The following is a 24,429-nucleotide window of genomic DNA, read 5'->3' on the forward strand; positions in this document are numbered from 1 at the left end:
TGACATCGCCTCATACTGATCTTATTATCTGCTTATCACAGCTCCGAAAGTCGGCTGAGTATGGATTCCCCTATCTGGGTTTTCTTTCAGGAATTTTGAAATATCAGTACTAGTTCCTGCGTTAGAAAACGAGCCAGATATGATTGAATACCAATTACCGTCTATCTCAACGTACACCTGAGCATGATTTGGACTGGAGCCAATCATCGTGTTATAGCCCATCGCGTCAAATACTGCTGAAAACACCTGACTGTCAGAATCGCAATCTGTCATGCGAGGGGAACGTGCAAGGGCGTCGTAAGCGGATCTCGGAGAGCCATCTTTAGGGTCTGGTACCCCTCGTAATAAGTCATAGGCTATCGAAGCTATTGTGTCGACCTTTACGATCTCTTCTTTACTGACTCCAGCCTTTATTAAATCGCCAATTGAATTCTCTGCAGCATACAAGCCACGATTTCGGTCGGATCGATCCGATTTATCGCCTGACCATCTAGCTCCATCGAGGTATTCGTAATAGTACTTCTGATATACACCTCCAAAACCAGATTCGTCATAACCTTTTATCGCATTCTCAACAATTTTCATTACTTGATCGTACTCACTCTGGTTTCGACTAGCGTATGTGTGTTTACCGTGCTTTACAGAAATACCGTCAACTGCCTGTTGCTTACCCGAATCAGATGCTTTTGCACTTTCAATATAAGCTGTCATTGTTTTCGAGTCCCATTTAACTTCTCCCCCAAGGGCTTCGCTAACAAAGCGAAGTGGAACCATTGTCGCTCCATTAATGACTTCACCTTTAGCTGACAGTTGTACTGCTTTACCATTAACATAAGCTGTTGATTGCCCAATCGTGAGTTTAATGGTCGTGTTTCCTTTAGTTGCTGTAGCTGTTTGAGTTGGCTGATCCCATTTTACTTCCGCTTTTAACGCTTCAAATACCCCTCTCAAGGGAACAAGAGTATTTCCATTCTTTACGATTGCTGACTGCGGGAAGTTTTGCTTAACACCATCGATGTAGACTGTTACCTCGTCCTTGACTGTTGAAGCGATCTTTACCTCGTTCTTTTGACCAACTGGCGCTAAATTAACATTATTCCGGTTGGACTTCATTCCAAGCATTTCCTGCATTCGATACAATCTTTCAGGAGCATCATTCTCGCGAAGGGTAGACAATCCATCAGCTCCATGAGCCGTAAACACTTTTTCAGTTTCGGCAAGAGCAGTTTTCAGAGGGCTTCTCAACTCCCCTTTGCCCTTGAAAATATTCCCTTCAAATAACCTGTCCTCAATCAAGGTTAATTGATCCATGATCTTGGTCAATCTCTCTATCGTCCATCCCTCTTCCTTAATCGCTTTAACCGCCATGTTGAGATTGGCTATTAATGTCGCCTCATCTTCGAAATTGACTTGGACTTGTTGCGCGGCGATGGTTGGAGGGATGGAGGGAGTCGGTGCTGCAAGAGCCGAAATCCCCCCTGAAGCTATACCAGCAAGAAATGCTGCGCTTATTATCATACCTTTGATGACAAAACTGAAAGTCCGTTTAGAGCTGCCCTTAGTGTATACGGTCGATGAGTAGATCTTGGTATCCTCATTTACATAAGGTGGCATTGGTCGTTCCTCCTTTACGTTTGGTTTTTCCTTTACATGTACTATAAATTTGCTTGGAGAACTTGTCCTGAAATTCAGTGAATTTTCAATAGCATAAATTGAACAATCATCCATAAGCTCATGTACCGATTAGCTAAGTCAATTTTATTCGACAAGGTCATACTGCCAGTTCAAGGTCAGCGTCTAGTTCGCTTTGTCCCTTGGCGATATCTTGGGTCCTGAGTTTGCTGTTGCTGTTGCCATTGCCACTGACTTTGCCTTTGTTGTTGAATTGGCATTTTCCCTTGAAGGTGTTTTGGTACTTGAGTTTGTTTATGTCCTTGGCGATTTCTTAGTTCCTGATAGGCTTTATAACCTGCAAGACCTGCGAAAACGATCCCCCAAGGACCGAGTAAACTCGCTGCCAACGTTACCCCTTTAAAGGCTAGTGTCCATCCTACCGCACTTCCCATGACTCTTACCGGCTTTGAATCCCAAACACGTTCCATGTGAGAGGACGAAACCACATTTACCCCAAGACCGAATGCATTTCTCAACTTTTCCGTTAACGTGAATCCGCCGCGACCACGATTGTCATACTCCTTAGCCGTCTCCTCATCTGCAATTAACTCTCCACCGATATACAGCTCACTGAGATAACGGAAACGATCGAATAGCTTGAACCATGACTTTCTCTGACTCCAACCAATTTCGCGTCTCACACGACCCTCTGCAAGCCGGGCATTATCAATTCGAAGACAAACTAAATTTTTGAACCTAAAGATGTTTTTGAAATGGAATAGCTCTACGACATTTCCCTTCTCAACTTGAACTCTTATTGCATAAGGCATAGATTTCAATACTTCTTGTGAGAACCTCGGTCTAAATGCAACATCGTTGATGATAAGACCATTACCAGTGACTTCAAAGCTTTCAATCCTTTTCAAATCTCCAACCATTTGCTTAATCTGCTTCATAAGCATATCCGACATCATTCTGAATGCCGTCATAGATGAGATCGGATTGAGGTTCTCCCGATTCTCAACTTTGAATACTTCAAATGGATTTACCTCGGGATCAATCTGAGCATCATATGTTGCTGAAAAAGCATTTTGTTCTCTTGGTGGGATGTATGGGTCATGGACTACGGGATTAAGATTTACACGTCGAGCATTCTTCGATTGCAAGACGTTGTCTGGTTCTTCTCGTCTTTCGGGTAAAATCGTCCTACTATATGTTTTCTCGAGTGGGCGATTCTGCTCAACTACGTTGGACGTGGTTGGGCTCTTTTTAACAAAATCGGCTTCATACACATTCAATGCATCATCAAGTACGTCCGATGTGTCATTGTTATTTCCGCTCAATACACGTTCGGTGTAATATTCAAATTCCTTTTGTGAGATAACCCCTAAATTACGAAGGGTTACATACACAATGTTATTGGGCTTACCTAATGTAACTTCAAATGCATCAAAATAACCTTCAGCTAAAGCTAATCTTACGATTTTGTCCAATTCTTGCATGCCGCTAAGTGAAGAATTTAAGTCTCTGATTGCGTCCAGACGTTCATCCTTCGAAACAAACAAACTCTTAACCAAATCCGTTTTCCCTTTCGGTCCCGCGTAAAATACCCCCTGGCTCAGGATTGGACTCGGATTATCGAGGGTACCATGCTTCTTCTCATAGCCTTGAACCGCTTGATTCTGAGTGACCCCGAAATACTCATAGCGCTCGTCTGCCATCTTGCCGAAGATATTGTAGTTATAGTTGCTTCGCTCATCACTGGCGATTAGCGTCTTACTCGGATCTTGACCACCTAATAACCAGTGGAAGCCGCTTGTTCTGGTCAACCTTGCTAAAATCAATCCTTTGTAAACACTCTGCGGAATTGCAGGATCACCTTTGATGCTTGCATAAAGAGAATTCAGCTCATCGACCAAAAAGAAGATGCGCGGAAGCCTTGTGATTCCCTTGTAATTGTGATTGCCTTTATTAAACTCGATAATGTCAGAACAGCCTGTCTCCTTGAGAATAACCTGAATCGTTTGATAAACCACTCTGGCAAAAAGGATACCCCCGATATAAGCATTGACCTTAAAGGGAATATTCTCGACTACTCTTTCCCCTCGCTTGATGTCGCCCCATTTCAATTCTGCAGAGTTAAGGACTTCTCCATCAAAACCGTAAAACGGTACTCCTAAGCTGTTAAACACCTTCCTCCAAATCGGAACCCATTCTTCCTTTTGGTCGATCAAAACCACAGCGCCGTTACCTTCAACCCCCTGTAAGGCAACTGATTGCACCAATAAGCTGTCATACATTGCGGTCTTACCTGAACCGGCTCCTCCACCTACAATACCGCTCACATTGTATTTTCCTGAACAGTCAAATCGTTCGGCTTTCAAAGCTCCTGGCATGACGCCGACAACGATCTTCTCACCTAAAGACAAATCATCGAATGAAGCAAAGGCGTTCTGTTCGCCCTGACAAGCTCTAATGTAATCCCGCAAAGACCAATTTGCGTTTCGGAATGCCAGTAAGTCCTTGGATAAAACCATTTCGATACAATCGTAGGCTGCCGTAACTTTCCTCGTTGAGCCTAAGTTACAGACTCTCGGTTGTTTCATTAAGGAACTGGAGTAGACGGTTCCCGCTGAAGGATTCATGTTGCTGAATAATAACGGGATAGCGTCCAATTCGCTGGACTTTCTCGAGAAATCAAAATTGGTGACTCCTACTGGTAGCTTTATCAGAACTGTAAATGAAATATCGTCTTCTTTGATGAATACTCGGAACATCAAATCTTCGTCCAGAGTGTACGTTGCTGCGTTCCAGATATCGACTCCTTTTGGATTAACTCCTTTGGACTCCAAAAGGGATTGATTGACCATGTACACTTTATCCTTGAAGCCAAGACTACTTACTGGTGACTCAGAATAGAACAGCTTGATTAAGCCAATCAGAGTGTCATGAATACCCGTCTTCCCGGCTACTGACGTCTTATTATCTTTTGGGAAGAAACCTTTTGCCGCAAGCTCTTTGATATAGGTTTGCTTATCCTGTGTTGGCTCAGTAGCTATTTCAGAAACAACCGATGAGTTTCCTGTTCCGACAGTGTTCAAGGCTTTCAATACCCCAAGCAAATCTGAAATGACTTCAAAATCACCCTTCTCTACGGAGCGGCGCTCTACTGCAACTGATCTTACAAAGTCGGTGATCGGAAAGACTTCGTTTTCAAAATAAACCGTAGAGTCACAAACTTGTTGGGTAACTCCTTGAAACTGCTTCGTATCGATTGACTTCGCCTTTACTTTATTCTCGATTGCGTTCCAAACAACTAATGACATTGCAACTGTAAGAAGCTCCTGTAAATATGGACGATTCTTTGAATGATCTACATTGTCCACTAACTTAGCCAAAGTCGGATATAGCTCACATACCAATGCTTTGTACTTGCCATCTTCATTGCTGAAAGAAAGGATTATATCGTTGTTCAAATCTTTCTTCAAGGCTAGTGGCAGTAATGCCCTTTCCATTAGAAGGTGTCGCAATTGACTTGAATCAAGTCCAGTTAGAGTTGCAAAGTCCTGTGCCATTGCCGCTAGAGCGTTCAAGCTTATCTCGGTAGGCGCGGCGGCATCTTCATCATCCATGTCCATAAGATACTCCTCGATCCATTCTGGTTCACTCAACTGTATCCCTCCGTTCTTTTAGTTTGCATTGTTTAAAAATTGTTCTTACTTAATATGTTTTTGGTTGACTTTCAGGTGTTGAAGTATCGAGAATTTTCATGTCCCTAAAAATTCTTTTTGAAGAAATAATCACTCGCAGTATGTTAAGTGCAAAAAAAATCAAGACAGCTTGAGGATTTAAGCTGCCTTGATTGTGTATTTCAATTTTCACTTTTCTGGAGTTCACCATATTTCATTATTACTTCTTGCTTTCTTTTGTAATGATCCATACCCCATATATCCCTGCATATAAAACCAAATCGACTTTCAGATGAATACCCTATTGGCTCTAGGAATTCAAGTGCCTTTACAGTTCCGCTATTGATTGACTTACGTTTGACCATATTCATTAAAATGTCAGCGACACTAAGATCAGAAGGTTTGATCTCAGAAAGATCATCATCTCGAAAGGTAATTTGCTTTTTGCCTAAAAGTGAAACTCTCTCATTCTGATGCCTCCAGTGAAATGTATCAATTATTTCTACATAAGGGTTGAACCAAATTAATAATCCTGTTCCTTTAGGAAAGAAAGCGATACCCTCTTCCTCCATATGTGTATAAATGATTTCTCCTTGGCTCCAGTAGCCCGTAATATTTGTCACAATTCTCATTCCTCCAAATTACGTCCGGTTATCGTTTTTAATACATTAGCTTGAATGAGGTCGATTTGAAAAGAAAAACCTTAAATAAAAAAAAAGCAAAGCCCCACACTTAGTGTGAAGCCTTGCCAGTGATGTAGAAGGGAGTCACCCTACGAATTCCTCGATACATTCTGCAGATCTTTATTAACGTTACCCACTTTCGAAGGATGGTAAAAAGCCATCGAAAATACCTATAATATTAGACATTCACCCTAATCCTACTCTTGCTTCTTCAATCCGCTTATCGTAACAGTCATCGCATAATGTTGTCCAGTAATGCACTCTCCGCTGAATGCTACTCTCAATACCACATCCCTCGCATATCTTTACCGAAATCTCTTGATACTTAACTATCAGTTCATTGACTTCGGGAAGTGCATCGTGAATATAAACTCTCAACTCTCCGAATTTTTGTTTGATTTGCCCAACAGTTAGTTTGATCTTGATTCCATTATTTTTATAGACTTCTTCTATTTCAGTGAACATGTCCCAGAGGATTTGATACCAGCCGTCCCCACATTCAAAAGTATATTGTGTCCAAGGACTCATGGTGTCAGATTTGTCTGGTATCGACCAAGGGAAGCGAGTGAACAACTTTTCTTTTAGCTCGAGCTTCATTGGAAATCACCGTCCTTCTGATGTTCTCTTAAACGCGTTAGTTCAGTTTCAACATAAGGTCGCATTTCGTGGTCGACCAACCCCCACGCCATAAAATATAAGTATTGTAAAGTTGTTGTGTATTCTAGCGTACTTGTTTAAATCGTACAAGTGTATCCAAATCCGAATTTCAAATTCTCTACAAAATAAAACACAGCTTATGGATTTCTCCTTTAGCTTTTTAAATGTGCTAACATTTTGTCCTTCAGATGAAACCCAAGTATATAAGGTCGAATACCACGAAAAAGGTGCTAAAAATTTTAGCACCTTCCGTTAGAAAAACTCTATTTTTCTTGAAATGGACTAATACCAAATTTCAGGAGCATTTGGTACAACAGGTTTAAGGGTAGCCCCATTATACTGAAAAAATCACCCTCAATTTTTTCAATAAAAACAGCGCCCAACCCCTGTGCCCCGTAACTTCCTGCCTTATCGAGTGGCTCACCAGTTTTTACATAAGCTTCGATTTCCGCGTCACTCATAGGTCTAAACGTTACTTTACTGACAGTATGTCCCACAATTACCTCTGGCTGTCCGCTTGGCGACTGAGATAATACACGATACTGACCAATGTCTCCAAGGTGCATTGTGGTGTCATAGCCCCCAGCCTTATCCAGCCCTTCTTTACTGCTAGCATAAGCTTGAATTTCTGATTCAGACAAAGACTTCATCGTAACGGTTGTGACACAATGAGCGATATGCTTTTCACCAGTAGATCCATCTAGACACGTAACTCCAGTCCATACTTGGTGACTTCTGCCTTGTAGTGAAGTAAGCATATTAGCTGCCTCCTCTACATCTTGAGGTTTACCTAGGATGGTGTCATCTAGAACAACAATCGTGTCACTTCCAATAATAACAGCATCGCTGTGCATTGACTCAAGTGAAGTGTACACTGATTCCGCCTTACGTGATGACAATTCATGTACAACTTGTTCTGGTGTAAAGCTTTCTGGTACTTGTTCATCAGCATGACTAGGAACTACGGTAAAGCTTAATTCTAGACAGGACAAGAGTTGACTTCTTCTTGGAGAAGTAGAGGCAAGAATGATCGGTCTTGTATTTTTTGAGTTCAAAAGATATAACGCTCCTTAAAGACAATAGTTACACTTTCATTTTAAAAAGTTCTCGCCATATTTTTACACTTCATTATTATAAGGTTAATTGCTTATCAATACAAACACAAATAAGACAAGGGGAATCATTTCTACCCTTGTCTTATTATACCATTTACTGTGTGGACGATATCATATGTTGTTCTGCCAAAATAAATTTCATCAACTCATTTTGCACTTCCCATAGTAACGTTTTAGCTCCCTTTTTATTAAATTCGCTTATCGCCTCTACTGCACTATGAATTGACTTATCCATCACGGTGACAGCTTCAAGTTGCATACCTGCTAACTTTCCTTGAATTCCAGTAGCTGCAGTCATCCATTCCTGATGAGCGGTTTGCAATGCCTTCATCTCTGCTTCATCCAGAGCCTTAGCTTCTGCTTGCTGGAGCCGATCTGCAGATGCGGTTGATAACAGATCTACTATTGCTACACTGGACTTAATATAATTTTCTAGTGTAGCCGCTTCTCCTTGGAAAGGAACTACGGCTGCTCTAGGAAATCCAACCTCATGAATTATTAAATTAACGCCTTGTGCTTTTAATTCATTACCAAGGAGCTTTGCTTGCTCACGCTCTGAGGATACACCTGCGTATACACGCTTTTCATCGACTGTATCTCTAGCTGCCGCAATTCCCGACGCCCGCAGCTCTTCTTGGGCAAGCTGTACACCTTGTGCAGTGCTAAACACACCATATTGCAGGAAATAATAGGTTTTATCTGGTAGCTTAATTCCTACAGGTGGAATTGAGGTGGATGATTCTTTGGAGCCAGATGTTGTAGATGAAACTGAGGTTGCGGGATCAGATTGACTTGGAACTCCCCCCGTTGGGACAGGCATTGTAATATCTTGATTAAATACAGCTAACACTACTGCACCAAACAAAACACCAGTCATAACAGCACCTGCAATGGACCCACTTAGCTTCCACCAATTGGTCGTGCGTTTACTTGGCGGCGTCTCGACTGGATAAATCCCCCCTCCTAAATCGACATGATCCACAAATGGGTCCCCCCAGTTGCTGGTATCTATCGGCTGGTAGGTCACCCTCTCATTTTGAGTAGAGCTACTTTCCTCATATAATTGGTCATACACTTGATGCTGTACTTGATGAACAACTTGATCATCCACTTGTCCATGTATGTGTTCAAACTCTTGCTTTGGCTCATGATGGACTTGTTCATGCCCGAGCTCAACTCTATTTTGTAAGTTGTCCACTGGTTGAGCAGTTTGTTCTATTGATCGTATTGGTTGATCTAGTACAGGCTTTGCGGTATCAAAACGAAAGGTCATTTTTGCTTTATTCACCTTTTGCACGCTCCTTGTCCAAGCTTCTATTTAACCATATGAGTTAATATGCCTAGTTATGCTTAACAAGCAGGTTTGTTTTAATTATCTTTTAAATATATGGTAGATTTGTGTATAGGACTTATGTATAATGATAGTCATTACAAATTCCATATTTTTGTTTTGCACTAGGGGTGCCGTAGCTGGCTGAGAGATCTATGTAAACATACATAGGTTAACCCTTGTACCCGATCTGGATAATACTAGCGTGGGGAAGTGCGGCGAAGCTAATAATTTATACCTTTAGTTGATTTTTCAAATTATTAGATAGAACTGCGCTTTCTGATTCATTTAGAAAGTGCAGTTTTTTTATGCTCTTCGCCCTCCTTAACGTTTATATCCGACACTTTAAAAGGAGGATTTATTATGTCAACACAGCAAAACATAGCACAAAACAATGTAGGGTGTGGCACAGGGAGAATTGTTGGCTGCAGGTTTTCGCTTTATCCGATGAGCGATCAATTTGTTTCCATTATTTTAAATGCCATTAATGAAACCAACACTTCTAAGGTGTGGCTTGAAAGTGACAGCATTAGCACCTGTGTACGGGGGAAAATGAACCACGTATTTGATGTGGTGCAGTCTATTTATCAGCACGCAGCTAGCAGTAAACAACATGTGGTATTTAGTGCAACTTTCTCTATAGGTTGCCCTGGTGATACTGCGGGAGACAGCTACATGGATGTTGATGATACGTTATGTAATGAAGTCAGTTATGATCAGGAGGCCAAGGCCCAATTTGCCCTTTATCCATTAGGAGAAGTTAATTATATGGATACGATTTATAGTGCGATGGATATCGCCGAAAAGAGGGGTACATTTGCTGGTGGTGTTCATTATGCGAGTCAACTACAAGGTTATATTTCAAAAATTTTTGATACACTTCAGGAAGTATTTCAAGCAACCACCAAAGAAACGAATCATGTCGTCATGACCGCTACGATCGGTTGCAATAGCCCTTCGGAGCATTCAAAAAATTCAGAAAATTCTAATCATTCACAGCAAGCTACAGCCGAAAAGAAGGGTGATCTCTAACATGAAAAATTGGAAGCTACGTAACATTATCGTTTTAAGCTCATTATCTGTTGTTTTTGCTGTCATCTACTTGTTATTCCTCCAAGTCGGAAATGTTTTATTTGGTTTTATGGGACCGATGGGTTATGAAATCATTTTCGGAATTTGGTTTATTGTCTCGATTATCGCCGCGTATATTTTAAGAAGGCCAGGGGCCGCGTTGTTATCTGAAACGATTGCAGGGACGATTGAGGTGCTCATTGGCAACACAACTGGACCTATTTTAATATTATCTGCTTTTATTCAAGGGTTAGGTGCTGAGGCAGTTTTTGCTGCATTTCGGTACAAAAGCTATCGCAAGCCTGTATTACTACTTGCTGGAGCAGGCTCAGCGGTATTCAGCTTTATTTGGGGGTACTTCTACTCAGGGATGTCAGCACTCTCCACTTCACTAGTTATTAGTATGTTTGTTGTACGGATAATAAGTGGAGTTGTACTGGCAGGCTGGTTAGGTAAATGGATTGCTGATGCACTCGTTAAAACAGGAGTTTTACGTAATTTTCCGATAGCTAAGCAACAAAAGCTACAGAAGCTACAATCTCATACAAATTCACATGCTACCTCCCATACTACTATAAAGGTGGAATGAAATGATGGCACTTGCAGCTCGTAATTTATCTCTTTATTTAGACGGAAATGACTGCACTCCTTTGTTTTCATCCTTAAATATAGAGCTTCAGCCAGGAAAGCTAACCTTATTACTTGGTCCTAGTGGCAGTGGCAAAAGCTCTCTTGCTTTGTGCTTAAACGGAATTTATCCACATGCGATAGAGGGGATTGTACATGGCGAGGTGCTTCTTGGACAAAAAGACCTATCCTCAATGAATGCCAGTTCCATTGCAAAACATGTCGGTATTGTGTTTCAAGATCCAGACAGTCAGTTTTGTATGCTAAAGGTGGAAGATGAGCTTGCATTTTGTCTTGAAAATATAGGGGTACCTGCTCATCAGATTGATACACGTATTAATGAAGCACTTACACTCGTTGCTTTAGAAAAATATCGCTATGCTAACATTGAGTCCTTATCTGGCGGGATGAAGCAGCGTTTATCCATCGCTTGTGCTTTAGCGTTACAGCCCAAAGTGCTTATTTTAGATGAGCCCACTAGTAATCTTGATCCAATCAGTACAAAAGGGATTGCAGCATGTATTGATCGACTAAAGCAACAGTACAACATTGCTGTCCTGCTAATTGAGCATCAACTAGATGCTTGGATGCCTTACGTGGATCAATTAGCGGTGCTTGGTAAGGAAGGAACTTTTGAATTTCAAGGTGACGCTGTTGATTATTTTAGCAATCATGTTTCCCAAGCGGCGAAGCTTGGAATATGGATGCCTACCGCGACAACGTTACATGAGGAATTACAGCTCTACTGTGATCGTAAGTGCAAAACTGTGATTGAAGCAGAGGCACCATTAGATGCAGATGAGCTGTTCGAGAAATGGACAGCAATGCCTGCTTCCATTCGAAATCATGCATTGCAATACTTAAATCGCAATAAAAGTAAAATGCTAAAGCAGAGTAAAAAAACAAGCCACCTCCCCCCTTTGTTGGAGTTAGATGAGGTATCTTTTGCTAGGAAATCTAGAAAATCCAAAATTAATATTATCAACAACATTAGCTTCTGTATTCCTCAAGGTGAATTTATTGCGTTGGTGGGGCCTAATGGAGCTGGGAAATCTACATTGGCAAGATTAATGTCAGGTTTATTAAAGCCAACACAAGGAGAAATCAAGCTAAACACACTACCACTTCAGCATTATCCTGAATTAGAGCTAAGGCAAAGGCTTGGTCTCATTTTTCAGCACCCAGAGCATCAATTTGTAACGGAATCTGTGTATGATGAGTTAGCGTTTAGCATGAGGGAGCAAGGACTTAATGAGTCCTCCATCCATGAACGTGTTATCGGTTTGCTGGAGCAATATAGGTTATCTCAGCATCGTCATGTCAGCCCCTTTTCGTTAAGTGAAGGACAAAAACGTAGGCTAAGCGTTGCTGCGATGTTAAGTGAACAGCAAGGATTACTAATCTGTGATGAGCCTACCTATGGACAAGATCAGTTTTCTACTCAGGAAATTATGGATGCGTTAAATTTGCGTGTGAACCAAGGCATGAGTGTATTTATGATTACACATGATATGGAAATTGTAGAGCAATATTGTCATCGAGTCATTGTTCTAAACCAAGGAAAAATTGTCTTTGATGGACCTACTTCACAGTTGTGGCAGCTTCCTGATGAGCAGTTAGCCTACTATCATCTAAGCAAGCCGATATCAGTTGATTTAGCTCAGCAACTTGAAGCCATGAAAAACAGAAAAAGCTCTTATTCTAGTACAAAAGGTAGCGTATCTCTATGAACATGACCACCTCAAAACAAATAAACACCTATACGCCTACTAGCCCTTCTAGCGCTTCTGTTGCTCCTGAAGGCGCTAGAAATATTACAAAGAACTCCTATCGTAGCTTTTTAAATCAGGTTAACCCTGCGATAAAAGCACTCAGCGTCATCGTATGTATTTGTATTTTATCCTTGGCATTAGATTATGTTACTTTCCTTAGCTTCAGCTTGTTTACACTTATACTAACCTGGACGTTTGGTGTTTTTAACTGGCGAAAATGGCTTTTGCTGCTCATTCCTTTTATATTTTTAGCTTTTGGTTACTTTATGACGGCTATTCTATTTCCAAACCACGCTTCAATAGATGAGCAGCATGTTTTATTTTCTTGGGGATTTGTACAACTTCATGCCTCCACACTACAACATGCTATTGCCTTAGCCCTGAGACCTTTAGCGTATTGCATGTTATCCTTGTTATTTATTTTAACGACAGACCCAGTGACTTTTATATTTAGCTTAATGCAGCAGTGTAAGCTATCACCAAAGCTGGCCTATGGTATTTTAGCAGGTTATCGTTTTTTACCTTTGTTTAGACAGGAGTTATCTATCATTCAGCAAGCGCATCGCGTTCGTGGGGCAGGCCCAAAGCAGAACAAAATTACCAACTTTTTTTACAACATTAAACGAAGTACAATCCCTTTATTTGCGAGTGCAATTCGAAAATCTGAACGTTTAGCTGTCGCTATGATTTCGCGTGGGTTTACAGGAGATAAAAACCGAGATTACTATGTAAAGCTGCAAGTTACGTGGCGAGACTGGTTGTTTTTTGGCATAATGCTATGTGGTGTTGTAGCGGCGTATACTGTTTCGTATTCAATGGGGACGTTAAATTGGGTTGGAAAATAGCAAACCTAAAAAGGAGTATGGATTGTTCCTCTAGGTCGAGGCGTTATCCACACTCCTTTTATTTATCAGCTTTATAATTCTTTATCAGTTTTATCATTCTTTATCACGTTTATCACATGATCACAATTAATTTTCAAGCTTAGTTGCAAGGTGTTTACCCACCTTATAAATGTCGCCCGCACCCATCGTTAACACTAAATCACCTGAAGCAAGACGGCCTTGTAAATCCACTAAAACATCTTCCTTTGTAGGTAAATGTCTTGTATTCGCATTGGAATTTTGTTTAATTAACTCTACCAGTCTGGCTGAATTAATGCCTTCAATTTGTTTTTCTCCAGCAGGGGAATAAATGTCTGTAATAATTACTTCATCGGCTTCCCCAAATGCCCGACTAAAGTCATCCAACAAAAAGTAGGTTCTTGTATAGCGTTGTGGCTGGAAAACAGCAATAATTTTTTTCCCTGTTGCCTTTGCGGCAGAGATCGTAGCTAAAATCTCAGTAGGGTGATGTGCATAGTCATCAATAATCAAAATATCATTGTGATCTCCTAACACCTGAAATCTACGTTTTGCACCATGTGTAAGACATATCGCATCAACGATTTCTGCAAAAGGAATTCCTGCCTCTAAGCACACAATGACCGCTGCCATCGAGTTGTAAACGTTATGCTTACCAGGTACAGATAGATGTACTTGCCCTAACTCTTCGTTGCCATGAAACATCGTATAGGTTACTTTGCGATCGCCTAATACAAGGTCTTTGGCAATGTAATCACAGTTCTTATCAATACCGTATGTAACAATTTCACTTGTCATTTGCGGCATTAACTCAAGGATATTGTGATCATCCCCACATACAACAGCTTTACCACCTGGCTTAATTTGATTCACAAATTGAACATACGCTTGCTTTAATTTGTTGAAATCACCGTCATAGTTTTCTAAATGATCTGCTTCGATGTTAGTCACAATGCCATAAGCTGGATAGTAGTGTAGGAATGAGCCATCACTTTCGTCAGCCTCAGCGACAACATATTTTCCCTTCCCTGCTTTTGCATTTGTTCCTTTATCTACAATTTCACCACCAACGATGTAGGTTGGATCTATGCCACAATTGTCCATGACACTTGCAATCATTGATGTTGTTGTTGTTTTACCATGTGTACCTGCAACAGCTACACCTTCTCGTTCATTTAACAATTTTGCTAGCATTTCAGAACGATGTAATACAGGAATACCTAGCTTTTCTGCTTCAACGCGTTCCACATTGGTTTTAGGCAAAGCAGTAGAATAAACAACTAAGTCCGCGCCATGAACCTGCTCTGCCTTGTGCCCAATGTAGATTTTTGCGCCTTTTGTTGCTAATTTTTCAGTTAACTCTTGTGAAGCAAGATCAGAACCGGTTACATTATACCCCATTTCGAGCATAACACGGGCAATCGCACTCATACCGTATCCACCGATACCGATAAAATGAACATGTTGTTCTGTATAATTCAACAAAGAAAGTCACCAGCCTTTTTCAGAATCGGTTTGATGCAAAAGATTCGCTCTCACATCAGAAATCATATACAATGTACCTGTCACTACGCCCAAATCCTCTTGCTCTGTTTGTGCTAACAATAGAGAAAGCGCCTTTTTCCAGTCAGGTTCTACAATAATTTTCAAATCTGCCTTTGCATATTGTGCCTTAAGCTCATTCACAATCTCAAATAAGTCTTCCGCATCTAATTTTCTCCGAAAATCAGGCTCACTTAATATCAATGTATCCACTATAGGTAATATATGCTGTAAATAGGCACGATGATGCTTATTAGAAAGAATCCCCATCATCAAATTCAATTTTTTATATTGATACGTTTCAGGAATGCTATTTGCAAGTGATGCTGCACCTTCTGGATTATGAGCGCCATCTAGCACAATTCTTGGATTGGAATGAACTAATTCCATTCTTCCTGCCCACAATGTATCACGCATGCCTTTTTTAATAGCATCATCACTTAATACATAACCTAGCTGCTTACGCAAAATTTCCAGCACCGTTAATACACCTGATGCATTTGTACATTGATGCTCACCTTGTAGTCCAATTTCAATCAAAATGTCATGGGAAGGTCCACTAAAGTGCAACTGTTGGCTAAGCTCATTTATCGGCTCACGTGTATAAGTAAATTGCTCCTGCCACAAATATAATGGTGCATGCTTCGCTTTAGCCGTTTCTTTTAAAACAGCAATCGCTTCAGGTTGGGTTACACAGCTTACAACAGGAATACCTTCCTTAATAATCCCCGCCTTCTCAGCAGCAATTAATTGGATCGTATCACCTAACACATCGGTATGATCCATACCAATATTCGTAATGAGAGAAACTAATGGCGTAACAATATTTGTTACATCCATCCTTCCCCCAAGACCAGTCTCCCATACTACAACATCTGGTTTACAATAGCTAGCAAAATAAATAAGCGCAATCGCTGTACTTACTTCAAACATCGTTGGAGAACCTAACTCACTATCTGCAATCTGCCGAACAATAGGTATCATTTGCGTTGTGACAGATAATAAGGTTTCTTCGGCAATGTCCTCCAAATTATATTGAAAACGGTTTGTGAATTTTGTAATATAGGGCGACGTAAATGTGCCAACTGTATATCCACATTCCATTAAAGTTCGTGTTAAAAAAGCACAAGAGGAGCCTTTACCATTTGTTCCAGCAACATGGATAAATTTTAGTTTCTCATGTGGATTCCCAAAGGCATCCATCATCATTAAAATACGTTCAAGTCCTGGTCTAATTCCAAAAGGAATTAAGCTATTAATCCACTCTACTGCCTCTTCATAACTTGCTGGCAGTTCTTGCTCCCTATTACTCACTTCCATCATTTTCACCTTCAGTTGATATTATAGGACTACAGAGCAAAAAAATCCATAACAGATAGTCTTGCACAATGATTATCAAGTAACCAAGTGCAAGACTTTGTTATGTGTTTAATCTAATTAACCTTTTAATTCAGCTATACGCGCAATGACTTTATTACGTTTTTCGGTATAATCTGCTTTTTTATTGGTTTCCTCTTCAATTACTTTTGCAGGTGCTTTCGCAACAAAACCTTCATTCGCTAGCTTCTTCTCTACACGCTCTACCTCTTTATTGTAATGCTCCAATTCTTTTTCAAGGCGAGCAATTTCTTGAGCAATGTCAATTAAGCCTGCGAGTGGTAAAAATAGCTCTGCACCTGTAACGATTGCACTCATTGCTTTGTCTGGAGCAGAAATTTGCAGTGAAGCCTCGTAATGTGACGTATTACAGAAGCGTGCAATATAATGCTCATTACGAGCTAAAATATTGAGCATTTCCTCTGAGCTTGGTTTAACGAGCAATTCAATCTTTTTGCTCATTGGTACATTTACCTCTGCACGAATGTTACGCACTGCACGAATGATATCCATTAATAGGTTCATTTCCTGTACAGCGTCTGGTGCTTCAAGTGTAGCATCATACTTAGGCCATTCCGCCAAAGTAATTGTATCGCCATCATGCGGCAAATGCTGCCATATTTCCTCGGAAATAAACGGCATAAACGGATGAATTAAGCGCAACGTACGATCAAGTATATAAGCCAGTACAGAACCCGTTTTCGCTTTTGCTGCTGCATCCTCACCATAAAACGATAACTTCGCAAATTCGATATACCAATCACAGAGGTCATCCCATATAAAGTTGTAAAGCACACGACCAGTTTCGCCAAAGTCATAGGCATCTAACAAACGTGTAACCTCACGTGCCGTTTCGTTAAAGCGATGTAGAATCCAACGATCTGCTGTAGATAAATCTCCAGTAATATCGATTTGCTCATACGTCAAGCCCTCAAGGTTCATCAATGCAAAACGTGAAGCATTCCAAATTTTGTTGGCAAAATTACGCGCTTGCTCTACACGTTCCCAGCGGAAGCGTAGGTCTTGCCCTGGTGTACTGCCTGTTGAAATCATATAGCGCATCGCATCAGCACCATATTGTTCAATAACATCAAGCGGATCAACACCGTTGCCTAATGACTTAGACATTTTTTTACCTTCGCTATCGCGTACTAGACCATGCATAAATACATCTTTAAATGGAATTTGCTCTGTAAATTCCAATGAAGTAAAGATCATTCTTGCTACCCAGAAATAAATAATATCGTAGCCAGTTACTAAAACATCCGTAGGGAAATAACGTTTAAAGTCTTCGTTATCTACATCAGGCCAACCTAATGTCGAAAACGGCCATAATGCCGAGCTGAACCACGTATCAAGTACATCGTTATCTTGAATCAGATCGTCTCTACCTAACTTTTCACGTGCTTCCTCTTCACTATGTGCAACAACCATTTCACCTGTAGCTTCACTGTACCAAGCAGGAATACGATGACCCCACCAAAGCTGACGAGAAATACACCAGTCATGTACATTTTCAATCCAATGCAAATACGTTTTTTCAAACCGATCTGGAATAAAATTGACACCTGTGTTATCTTTTTGAGCCTTAATTGCTGTATCTGCTAACGGCTTCATTTTAACAAACCATTGTGTGGACAAATAAGGCTCAACCACCGCACCAGAACGCTCACTATGCCCAACCTGATGTAAATGGTCTTCAATTTTAATTAAAACGCCCATATCCTTCAAATCAGCTACAATTTGCTTACGGCATTCACTACGATCAAGACCGTTATACTTAGCCGCCTCATGATTCATTGTTCCACTTTCATCCATCACAATGATTTGTGGTAAATCGTGACGAAGACCAACTTCAAAGTCATTTGGATCATGTGCTGGTGTAATTTTAACTGCACCACTACCAAAATCCTTTTCTACATATTCATCCGCAATAATCGGAATTTCGCGATTAACGATCGGAAGTAGCAAGGTTTTGCCAATAAGGTGCTTATATCGTTCGTCCTCAGGATGAACAGCCACCGCTGTATCCCCAAGCATCGTTTCAGGACGTGTCGTTGCAACAGTAAGATGCCCGCTGCCATCTGTAAGTGGATATTGTAAATGATACAAATGTCCATTCACTTCTTTATATTCAACTTCAATGTCAGACAATGCGGTTCTAGCTGCTGGGTCCCAGTTAATAATTTTTTTACCACGATAAATTAAACCTTTTTCGTACAGCTTCACAAACACTTCGCGTACAGCCTTGGATAAGCCCTCATCTAATGTAAAACGTTCACGGGAGTAATCAAGAGACAGTCCCATTTTTGCCCATTGCTCTTGAATTGTCTTGTTGTATTGTTCTTTCCATTCCCATACCTGTTCAAGGAATTTCTCTCTGCCAAGATCGTAACGGGATAAACCTTGTTCACGTAGCTTTTGTTCTACTTTAGTTTGGGTTGCAATCCCTGCATGGTCAGAACCTGGTAGCCACAACGCATCGAAACCTTGCATTCTTTTTGTACGAATAATGATATCCTGTAACGTAAAGTCAAGGGCATGACCAATATGAAGCATACCTGTTACGTTAGGTGGTGGGATTACAATCGTAAATGGGGTTGCCTCTTGCTTTTGTCCTGCTTTGAAGTAATCATTTTCAAGCCAATACTTATACCATTTTTGCTCGGCTGCTTTTGGATCATATGTCGTAGGCATTTCAGCCGAAGCTTGGGAATTCAGCTTCTCTGTCATCATCGATCAACCTTTCATATTCAAATTCATAATTAAACGGCTCAAGATACATTTTTAATGGAGAGCCCCTTTTAGGCAAACAAAAAAGCCTTTCGTCTCAAAGGACGAAAGGCTTACTTTCGCGGTACCACCTTTGTTTCATAAATGATGTATTCTCATCCTAATGATCTATATCCTATTCATTAAGAAAAATATACCAAGCTCATCTATGACACTTATGCAGATAACGGCTGCTTGCCGACCTATTCTAAGCGATACATACTTCGATTCAAATAGGCAACTCCCGGGCGACTTCAATCAGCTACATCCTGTGAAATTTCTCAGCTAATCAATTCCACTCTCTGAAGGCCTCACTGCTTACTATTCCCGTTCCAAGTTATTAATCAAGTGTAGTTCATGTACAACTTATCCTACATTATATACACTTTATCATACATTGGAACCCCAAGAGAGTCAAGATTTAAGGAATATATAAAACTTGACCTTCAGCCAAATTTTGCTCTTCTAAACGATTATACAATTGAAGCTCCCTTGAACTAAGGTGATAACGCTCCGCAATTTCGTTCAAGGTTTCTTCCCTCTGAACAATGACTAACTTCATTTTACGGAAAGGGGCCTGCTCTTCAGCTTCCTGACGAATAAACAAGTTTTTCCATGAAGGGCGATTTCCAATATCCTCTTCTTCTGCAACGAGCTCCACTTCTACTTCCTCTTGCTCTACCTCATTATTCTCTACAATATGACGATGCTTTGGCAATAGGTTGCTTATGCTAAATGAAGATAATCCGTTTTGATCGTTGCTTTTTTTGCTACCAAGTGCAATTTTCATCTCTGGCTTATCTTCATGCTCTTGATGCTCAGTTGAAGATAAAGTCGCTTCCTGCCCTTCCTCTAGTTGGGATGCATCTAGAAGCTGAGCAACAGGAAGCTCCTCTTCAGGAGGACTAAAGGAATCCTCTGTCCAAGCGCTAACCGCTTCAATAGGAGCCTCTACAGCAACCTCTTGAGCTTCCTCACTTTTGTCACCAGATGACATTAAAGCATCATTCCATGTCAGCTGCTCTGACGTTTCTGCTGGCTGATAGCTAGAAATATGAGATTCTGCGACAGGGATTGGTTCAGCTACCACTTCTGCTACAGGAAAACTAGAGGCTTCCAACGATTCAAGAGGTTTAATTTCATCTGCGTTCACATCAAACGTTTGTCCTGATACGGTGCTTAACTGCTCAGGAACCCAAGCCCCCTGCTGCTCGTCCGCAGCATACGGGATCGAATTAGCTTCCTCAACGCCTGGGTATGGCTCTCTTTGTTCGGAGTGCGGTAATTCATGCTCTGCTGTAAACTCTTGATCCCGCCACTCTTCACCTGTGGAGGACACATTTGTTTCAATGCCTTGCAGTAACAAAACACCTGTTACATTTAGGCTTCTGCTATTTAGCAAATCTACATCAAAGTTTTCAATTTCCACAGCAATTTCTTCTAAGTCATTCACTCGACTAAGTGGGATTGTAATTTCAACAGGAATATAGTGCTCTAACTGCTGAGATTCTCCGCCACCTCGATACACCCCTGTCAACAATAAATGCCCCCGCAAGGATGCATATTCCTCTCCAGGTATGACTTGAACTTTAGGATAAAGCTCAATTTCTTCTAATTCATCAATTCCAATTACATCATCGCCTAAATGGATACGCTCATAAATATCAAATCGTAGTCCGTAAGATTGATCGACCAAAAGTTATACCTCCCCTCAACAATAAACAAACACGAGTAAAGCTCGAATTACCACTCGTTTAATCTATATGCACAAAATGGGACGACATGACTTTTTTATTCATGAAAAACGAGAAAATAGGATGTGTCTGAGGACACACCCTATTTTAGTAGATTTATTCCAAGCTGCTGCTGTAGCTGGACAAGTGCTTCAGGCAAAGGATCGTGGATTGTGATGCTCTCACCTGACCATGGATGCAAAAACGATAAGCTTATACCATGTAAGGCTTGATAAGCTATATAGGCTGTATCGCCACCATATAACTCATCCCCAACCAACGGATATCCTGCGGCACTAAGGTGGACCCGAATTTGATGTGTTCGTCCTGTCTCTAATTCTAGCGCTAGCTTACTATAGTTATTGCTAGCTTCAAGCAGTTGAACATGCGTAATCGCTACTTTACCATTTGGACTAACACGTTGCCGTTTAGGATGATGACGATCCTTCCCAATCGGTTGATCGATTTTAGTCAAGGTGGAATCAACCTTCCCCTCTACAAAAGCGACATAACGGCGTCCAATTTCTTTACGCGCCATCGCCTCATCTAGCTTCAACTGAGCATATTGATTTTTAGCATAAAGCACAGGTCCTGACGTAAATTCATCAAGTCGATGGATATGTTGTGGCGCAACAGGTTCATTGCGATGAATAAAAATGCTAGCGACTCTATCATCTAACGTGGGAATTTTCTTAACTCCACCATCGCTATGAATCTTAATTCCTGCTGGCTTATGGACAACGAGACAAAAATCATCCTCGTACAAAATTTCCGCTTCATCTCCACAGTCTTCATATTTTGTAGATGCAGCAGGGAACAGATGCAAGCGCAAGCGATCCCCTGCTATTTTAATCCCACCCGCATGACTGAGCAGATTCACCAGTTTAAGTGGCATTCCTTGCTGTATTAGCCATTCCTGCACTTTTATTATGCGTTCCTCCAAAGAGCCATTACCAAAAATTTTCCCTGGTGTAAGCTCTAGCCATTCTCCTCTTTTTGACCCTAAAACCTTAAAGCTCATAGCTTTTGCAGCGCACGTCGCTGTGCTTCAATCGTGAAATCAATATCTTCCTCAGTGTGCACACCCGAAATAAACATCCCTTCAAACTGCGAAGGCGCAATACTGATCCCTTCCTCTAACATAGCTACAAAATAACGTTTAAACAAATCAAGATCACTTTGCTTCGCTGTAGCAAAATTCGTCACAGGCTGATCGGTAAAAAATGGACAAACCATCGAACCAACACGATTAATTGTGCATGGCAAACCTAATTGCTTCGCATTATCTAAAAAGCCCGCTTCCATTTTTGCGCCAAGTTGTTCTAGCCGTTCATACACTTCATCAGTAAGCAAAGATAACGTTGCAAAACCTGCCGCCATCGCAAGTGGATTTCCACTTAATGTACCTGCCTGATAAATTGGGCCGCTAGGTGCAATTTGTGACATTATTTCAGCTTTACCACCATACGCTCCAACGGGTAAGCCCCCCCCAATGACTTTACCTAGACACGTCAAATCAGGTGTCACCCCAAATCTTCCTTGTGCACAATTCATATGTACGCGGAAGCCAGTCATTACTTCATCAAAAATAAGCAAGCTACCATATTGAGTTGTAATCTCGCGCAAGCCTTCAAGGAAACCTGGAAGTGGGGGCACAACGCCCATATTTCCAGCAATTGGCTCTACAATGACTGCGGCAATCTCTTCTCCGTATTGATTAAATGCAAGCTTTACCGCTTCCATGTCGTTATAAGGTATCGCAATTGTATTTTGAGCGATCGCTGGCGGAACACCAGGACTATCGGGAAGACCTAACGTTGCCACACCAGAACCTGCTTTAATAAGCAAGCTATCGCCATGACCGTGGTAGGAGCCTTCAAATTTAATAATTTTGTGACGTCCTGTATATCCTCTAGCTAAACGAATTGCGCTTAACGTTGCTTCTGTACCAGAGTTAACCATGCGAACGATTTCAACTGACGGTACACGACTTGCGACAAGCTTAGCCATTTCTGTTTCTAACAAGGTGGGTAGACCAAAGCTAGTGCCTTTTGTTGCTGTTTCATGTAACGCCTGCACTACCTCTGGATGGGCATGTCCCATAATAAGGGGACCCCATGAGCAAATGTAGTCGATATATTCATTACCATCGATATCATAAATTCTAGAGCCTTGTCCACGCTCTACATAAACTGGGGGTACTCCCACTGATTTAAAGGCACGCACAGGACTATTAACACCACCTGGCATAACTTGTCTTGCCGCCTCAAAAGCAGCCTCAGATTTTGATGAATGAACTCTTCCGATTTTGTGATCCATAGCATTCACGCTCCAATTCCAATTTTTTAATCAGATATAAAATTTGGGCTCAATCTTGAAATCAGTGGTTGACCCCTAACCCACACTAGCGAAGAGACAGAGAGATTCTGAAGGTTGTCTTTAAAATCAAATTCCATCCATAAATATACTTCAATAAAAGGAATATGATTTTAACAACAACCGCAAGAACGCTCTGGATCGTAGCTACCAGCATCCGGTCGCGGGCAAGTACTAATTTCTAAATGGAGCCCTAATTTTCCCGCAACCAACGCGCCATATCTTTTGCGAAATAAGTAATGATAATGTCTGCGCCTGCACGCTTCATGCCAAGTAGCATTTCGGTTACGATCGCTTTTTCATTAATCCAGCCCTGCAATGCCGCTGCCTTGACCATCGCATATTCGCCACTTACGTTATAAGCCACTAGCGGCAAATCAAATTGCTGGCGAAGTAATGAGATAACATCCATAAATGCTAAAGCAGGCTTAACCATTAACATATCTGCGCCTTCAGCTACATCAGATTCTGCTTCTCGCAAAGCTTCTCTGACGTTAGCAGGGTCCATTTGATACGTCTTACGATCGCCAAATTGAGGTGCTGAATCGGCCGCCTCACGGAACGGACCATAAAAAGCGGAGGCGTATTTCACGGAATAAGACATAATTGGTATATGTGTGTATCCAGCATCATCTAGTCCTGTGCGAATTGCCTGCACAAAGCCATCCATCATGTTAGAAGGCGCAATAATATCTGCACCTGCTGCGGCTTGAGATACTGCCGTTTTTACTAGTAGCTCTAGTGATTCATCATTCATCACATCACCACAAATATGTCCATCCCGTTCATATGTATGAACCATGCCACAATGTCCATGATCAGTAAACTCACATAAACAAGTATCAGCTACTACTAACAAATCAGGATAAAGCGACTTAATTTTACGTGTTGCTTGTTGAACAATACCATCGTCGGCAAATGCGGATCTCCCCACTTCATCTTTACTTTCAGGAATGCCAAACAGCAATACCGCTGAAATACCAAGCTCTACAATTTCTTTTAACTCTTCCTCTAACCGATCTATTGAAAAATGATAAATGCCTGGCATCGAGGAAATCTCATTTTTAATCCCCTCACCATGTGTAATAAAAATAGGCTGAATAAAATCATTAACAGTGAGCACAGTTTCACGCACCATGTTGCGCATTCCACTTGATTGACGCAAACGACGATGTCTTGTAATTGGAAAAATCATACTTAAATCAACC

17 protein-coding genes, 1 riboswitch and 1 other annotated feature are annotated in these 24,429 nt (G+C 41.1%); of the genes, 4 read left to right on the top strand and 13 right to left on the bottom strand.

The genetic code is table 11. The features are described from left to right. Positions 1-24 precede the first annotated feature (24 nt). From J2Z32_RS08060 to J2Z32_RS08085, 6 genes are all read right to left on the bottom strand, one after another. Positions 25-1,614: a stalk domain-containing protein gene (locus J2Z32_RS08060; protein ID WP_245251300.1), complete on the bottom strand. Its 1,590-nt coding sequence runs from the start codon at positions 1,612-1,614 to the stop codon at positions 25-27. A gap of 176 nt (positions 1,615-1,790) precedes the next feature. After that, on the bottom strand, positions 1,791-5,285 hold the full coding sequence (locus J2Z32_RS08065) for a hypothetical protein (protein WP_210088651.1): 3,495 nt from the start codon (positions 5,283-5,285) through the stop codon (positions 1,791-1,793). A gap of 200 nt (positions 5,286-5,485) precedes the next feature. Then, entirely contained in the window at positions 5,486-5,926 is a 441-nt protein-coding gene (locus tag J2Z32_RS08070) for a hypothetical protein (RefSeq protein ID WP_210088652.1), read from the bottom strand. A 246-nt stretch (positions 5,927-6,172) separates the two neighbouring features. Next, positions 6,173-6,583, bottom strand: a complete 411-nt coding sequence (locus J2Z32_RS08075) for a hypothetical protein (RefSeq protein ID WP_120463246.1) — start codon at positions 6,581-6,583, stop codon at positions 6,173-6,175. Between the two features lie 323 nt (positions 6,584-6,906). Then, complete coding sequence (locus J2Z32_RS08080) at positions 6,907-7,698, bottom strand: Maf family protein (RefSeq protein ID WP_210088653.1); 792 nt, start codon at positions 7,696-7,698, stop codon at positions 6,907-6,909. Positions 7,699-7,852: 154 nt separating this feature from the next. Beyond that, positions 7,853-9,046: an SPOR domain-containing protein gene (locus J2Z32_RS08085; RefSeq protein WP_342453935.1), complete on the bottom strand. Its 1,194-nt coding sequence runs from the start codon at positions 9,044-9,046 to the stop codon at positions 7,853-7,855. Between the two features lie 159 nt (positions 9,047-9,205). Continuing rightward, a riboswitch (TPP riboswitch) is annotated at positions 9,206-9,317 on the top strand. 134 nt (positions 9,318-9,451) lie between these two features. On the opposite strand from J2Z32_RS08085, the gene J2Z32_RS08090 reads away from it, so the two are divergent. Genes J2Z32_RS08090 through J2Z32_RS08105 form a run of 4 tightly spaced genes read left to right on the top strand, consistent with a single transcriptional unit; the run spans position 9,452 to position 13,403 of the window. After that, on the top strand, positions 9,452-10,120 hold the full coding sequence (locus J2Z32_RS08090; protein WP_210088654.1) for a YkoF family thiamine/hydroxymethylpyrimidine-binding protein: 669 nt from the start codon (positions 9,452-9,454) through the stop codon (positions 10,118-10,120). Position 10,121: 1 nt separating this feature from the next. Next, positions 10,122-10,748: an ECF transporter S component gene (locus J2Z32_RS08095; RefSeq protein WP_210088655.1), complete on the top strand. Its 627-nt coding sequence runs from the start codon at positions 10,122-10,124 to the stop codon at positions 10,746-10,748. A gap of 4 nt (positions 10,749-10,752) precedes the next feature. Further along, entirely contained in the window at positions 10,753-12,516 is a 1,764-nt protein-coding gene (locus J2Z32_RS08100; protein ID WP_425342988.1) for an ABC transporter ATP-binding protein, read from the top strand. After that, entirely contained in the window at positions 12,513-13,403 is an 891-nt protein-coding gene (locus tag J2Z32_RS08105) for an energy-coupling factor transporter transmembrane component T family protein (protein ID WP_245251301.1), read from the top strand. The genes J2Z32_RS08100 and J2Z32_RS08105 overlap by 4 nt, the downstream gene beginning before the upstream one ends. 126 nt (positions 13,404-13,529) lie before the next feature. Here J2Z32_RS08105 and murC read toward each other — a convergent pair whose 3' ends face one another. The 7 genes from murC to hemB form a co-directional block, all read right to left on the bottom strand. Then, entirely contained in the window at positions 13,530-14,906 is a 1,377-nt protein-coding gene (gene murC, locus J2Z32_RS08110; protein WP_425342985.1) for a UDP-N-acetylmuramate--L-alanine ligase, read from the bottom strand. Between the two features lie 6 nt (positions 14,907-14,912). Then, a complete protein-coding gene (locus J2Z32_RS08115) occupies positions 14,913-16,283 on the bottom strand; it encodes a bifunctional folylpolyglutamate synthase/dihydrofolate synthase (RefSeq protein ID WP_245251302.1) in 1,371 nt (456 codons plus the stop codon). A 117-nt stretch (positions 16,284-16,400) separates the two neighbouring features. Further along, on the bottom strand, positions 16,401-19,073 hold the full coding sequence (locus J2Z32_RS08120) for a valine--tRNA ligase (RefSeq protein ID WP_210088658.1): 2,673 nt from the start codon (positions 19,071-19,073) through the stop codon (positions 16,401-16,403). 97 nt (positions 19,074-19,170) lie between these two features. After that, positions 19,171-19,456: a binding site (T-box leader), on the bottom strand. Between the two features lie 77 nt (positions 19,457-19,533). Beyond that, positions 19,534-20,808 carry a LysM peptidoglycan-binding domain-containing protein gene (locus tag J2Z32_RS08125; RefSeq protein ID WP_210088659.1) on the bottom strand — a complete coding sequence of 425 codons (1,275 nt, stop codon included), beginning with the start codon at positions 20,806-20,808 and terminating at the stop codon, positions 19,534-19,536. A 140-nt stretch (positions 20,809-20,948) separates the two neighbouring features. After that, the gene (locus J2Z32_RS08130) at positions 20,949-21,866 is read right to left on the bottom strand and encodes an RluA family pseudouridine synthase (RefSeq protein WP_210088660.1); all 918 of its coding nucleotides are present in this window, start codon (positions 21,864-21,866) and stop codon (positions 20,949-20,951) included. Beyond that, positions 21,863-23,164, bottom strand: a complete 1,302-nt coding sequence (gene hemL, locus J2Z32_RS08135; protein WP_210088661.1) for a glutamate-1-semialdehyde 2,1-aminomutase — start codon at positions 23,162-23,164, stop codon at positions 21,863-21,865. Before hemL ends, J2Z32_RS08130 begins: the two co-directional genes overlap by 4 nt. A gap of 250 nt (positions 23,165-23,414) precedes the next feature. Continuing rightward, positions 23,415-24,416 carry a porphobilinogen synthase gene (gene hemB, locus J2Z32_RS08140; RefSeq protein WP_210088662.1) on the bottom strand — a complete coding sequence of 334 codons (1,002 nt, stop codon included), beginning with the start codon at positions 24,414-24,416 and terminating at the stop codon, positions 23,415-23,417. Positions 24,417-24,429 lie beyond the last annotated feature (13 nt).

It is taken from the genome of Paenibacillus turicensis (genome assembly GCF_017873435.1).
In the GTDB taxonomy this organism is placed as follows: domain Bacteria; phylum Bacillota; class Bacilli; order Paenibacillales; family Paenibacillaceae; genus Fontibacillus; species Fontibacillus turicensis.

Coding starts and splice junctions, on each gene's coding strand:
- J2Z32_RS08120 (WP_210088658.1), bottom strand. CDS start 19,073: ATGACAGAGAAGCTGAATTCCCAAGCTTCGGCTGAAATGCCTACGACA.
- J2Z32_RS08075 (WP_120463246.1), bottom strand. CDS start 6,583: ATGAAGCTCGAGCTAAAAGAAAAGTTGTTCACTCGCTTCCCTTGGTCG.
- hemL (WP_210088661.1), bottom strand. CDS start 23,164: ATGGATCACAAAATCGGAAGAGTTCATTCATCAAAATCTGAGGCTGCT.
- J2Z32_RS08105 (WP_245251301.1), top strand. CDS start 12,513: ATGAACATGACCACCTCAAAACAAATAAACACCTATACGCCTACTAGC.
- J2Z32_RS08130 (WP_210088660.1), bottom strand. CDS start 21,866: ATGAGCTTTAAGGTTTTAGGGTCAAAAAGAGGAGAATGGCTAGAGCTT.
- J2Z32_RS08095 (WP_210088655.1), top strand. CDS start 10,122: ATGAAAAATTGGAAGCTACGTAACATTATCGTTTTAAGCTCATTATCT.
- J2Z32_RS08100 (WP_425342988.1), top strand. CDS start 10,753: ATGGCACTTGCAGCTCGTAATTTATCTCTTTATTTAGACGGAAATGAC.
- J2Z32_RS08060 (WP_245251300.1), bottom strand. CDS start 1,614: ATGCCACCTTATGTAAATGAGGATACCAAGATCTACTCATCGACCGTA.
- J2Z32_RS08115 (WP_245251302.1), bottom strand. CDS start 16,283: ATGGAAGTGAGTAATAGGGAGCAAGAACTGCCAGCAAGTTATGAAGAG.
- hemB (WP_210088662.1), bottom strand. CDS start 24,416: ATGATTTTTCCAATTACAAGACATCGTCGTTTGCGTCAATCAAGTGGA.
- J2Z32_RS08090 (WP_210088654.1), top strand. CDS start 9,452: ATGTCAACACAGCAAAACATAGCACAAAACAATGTAGGGTGTGGCACA.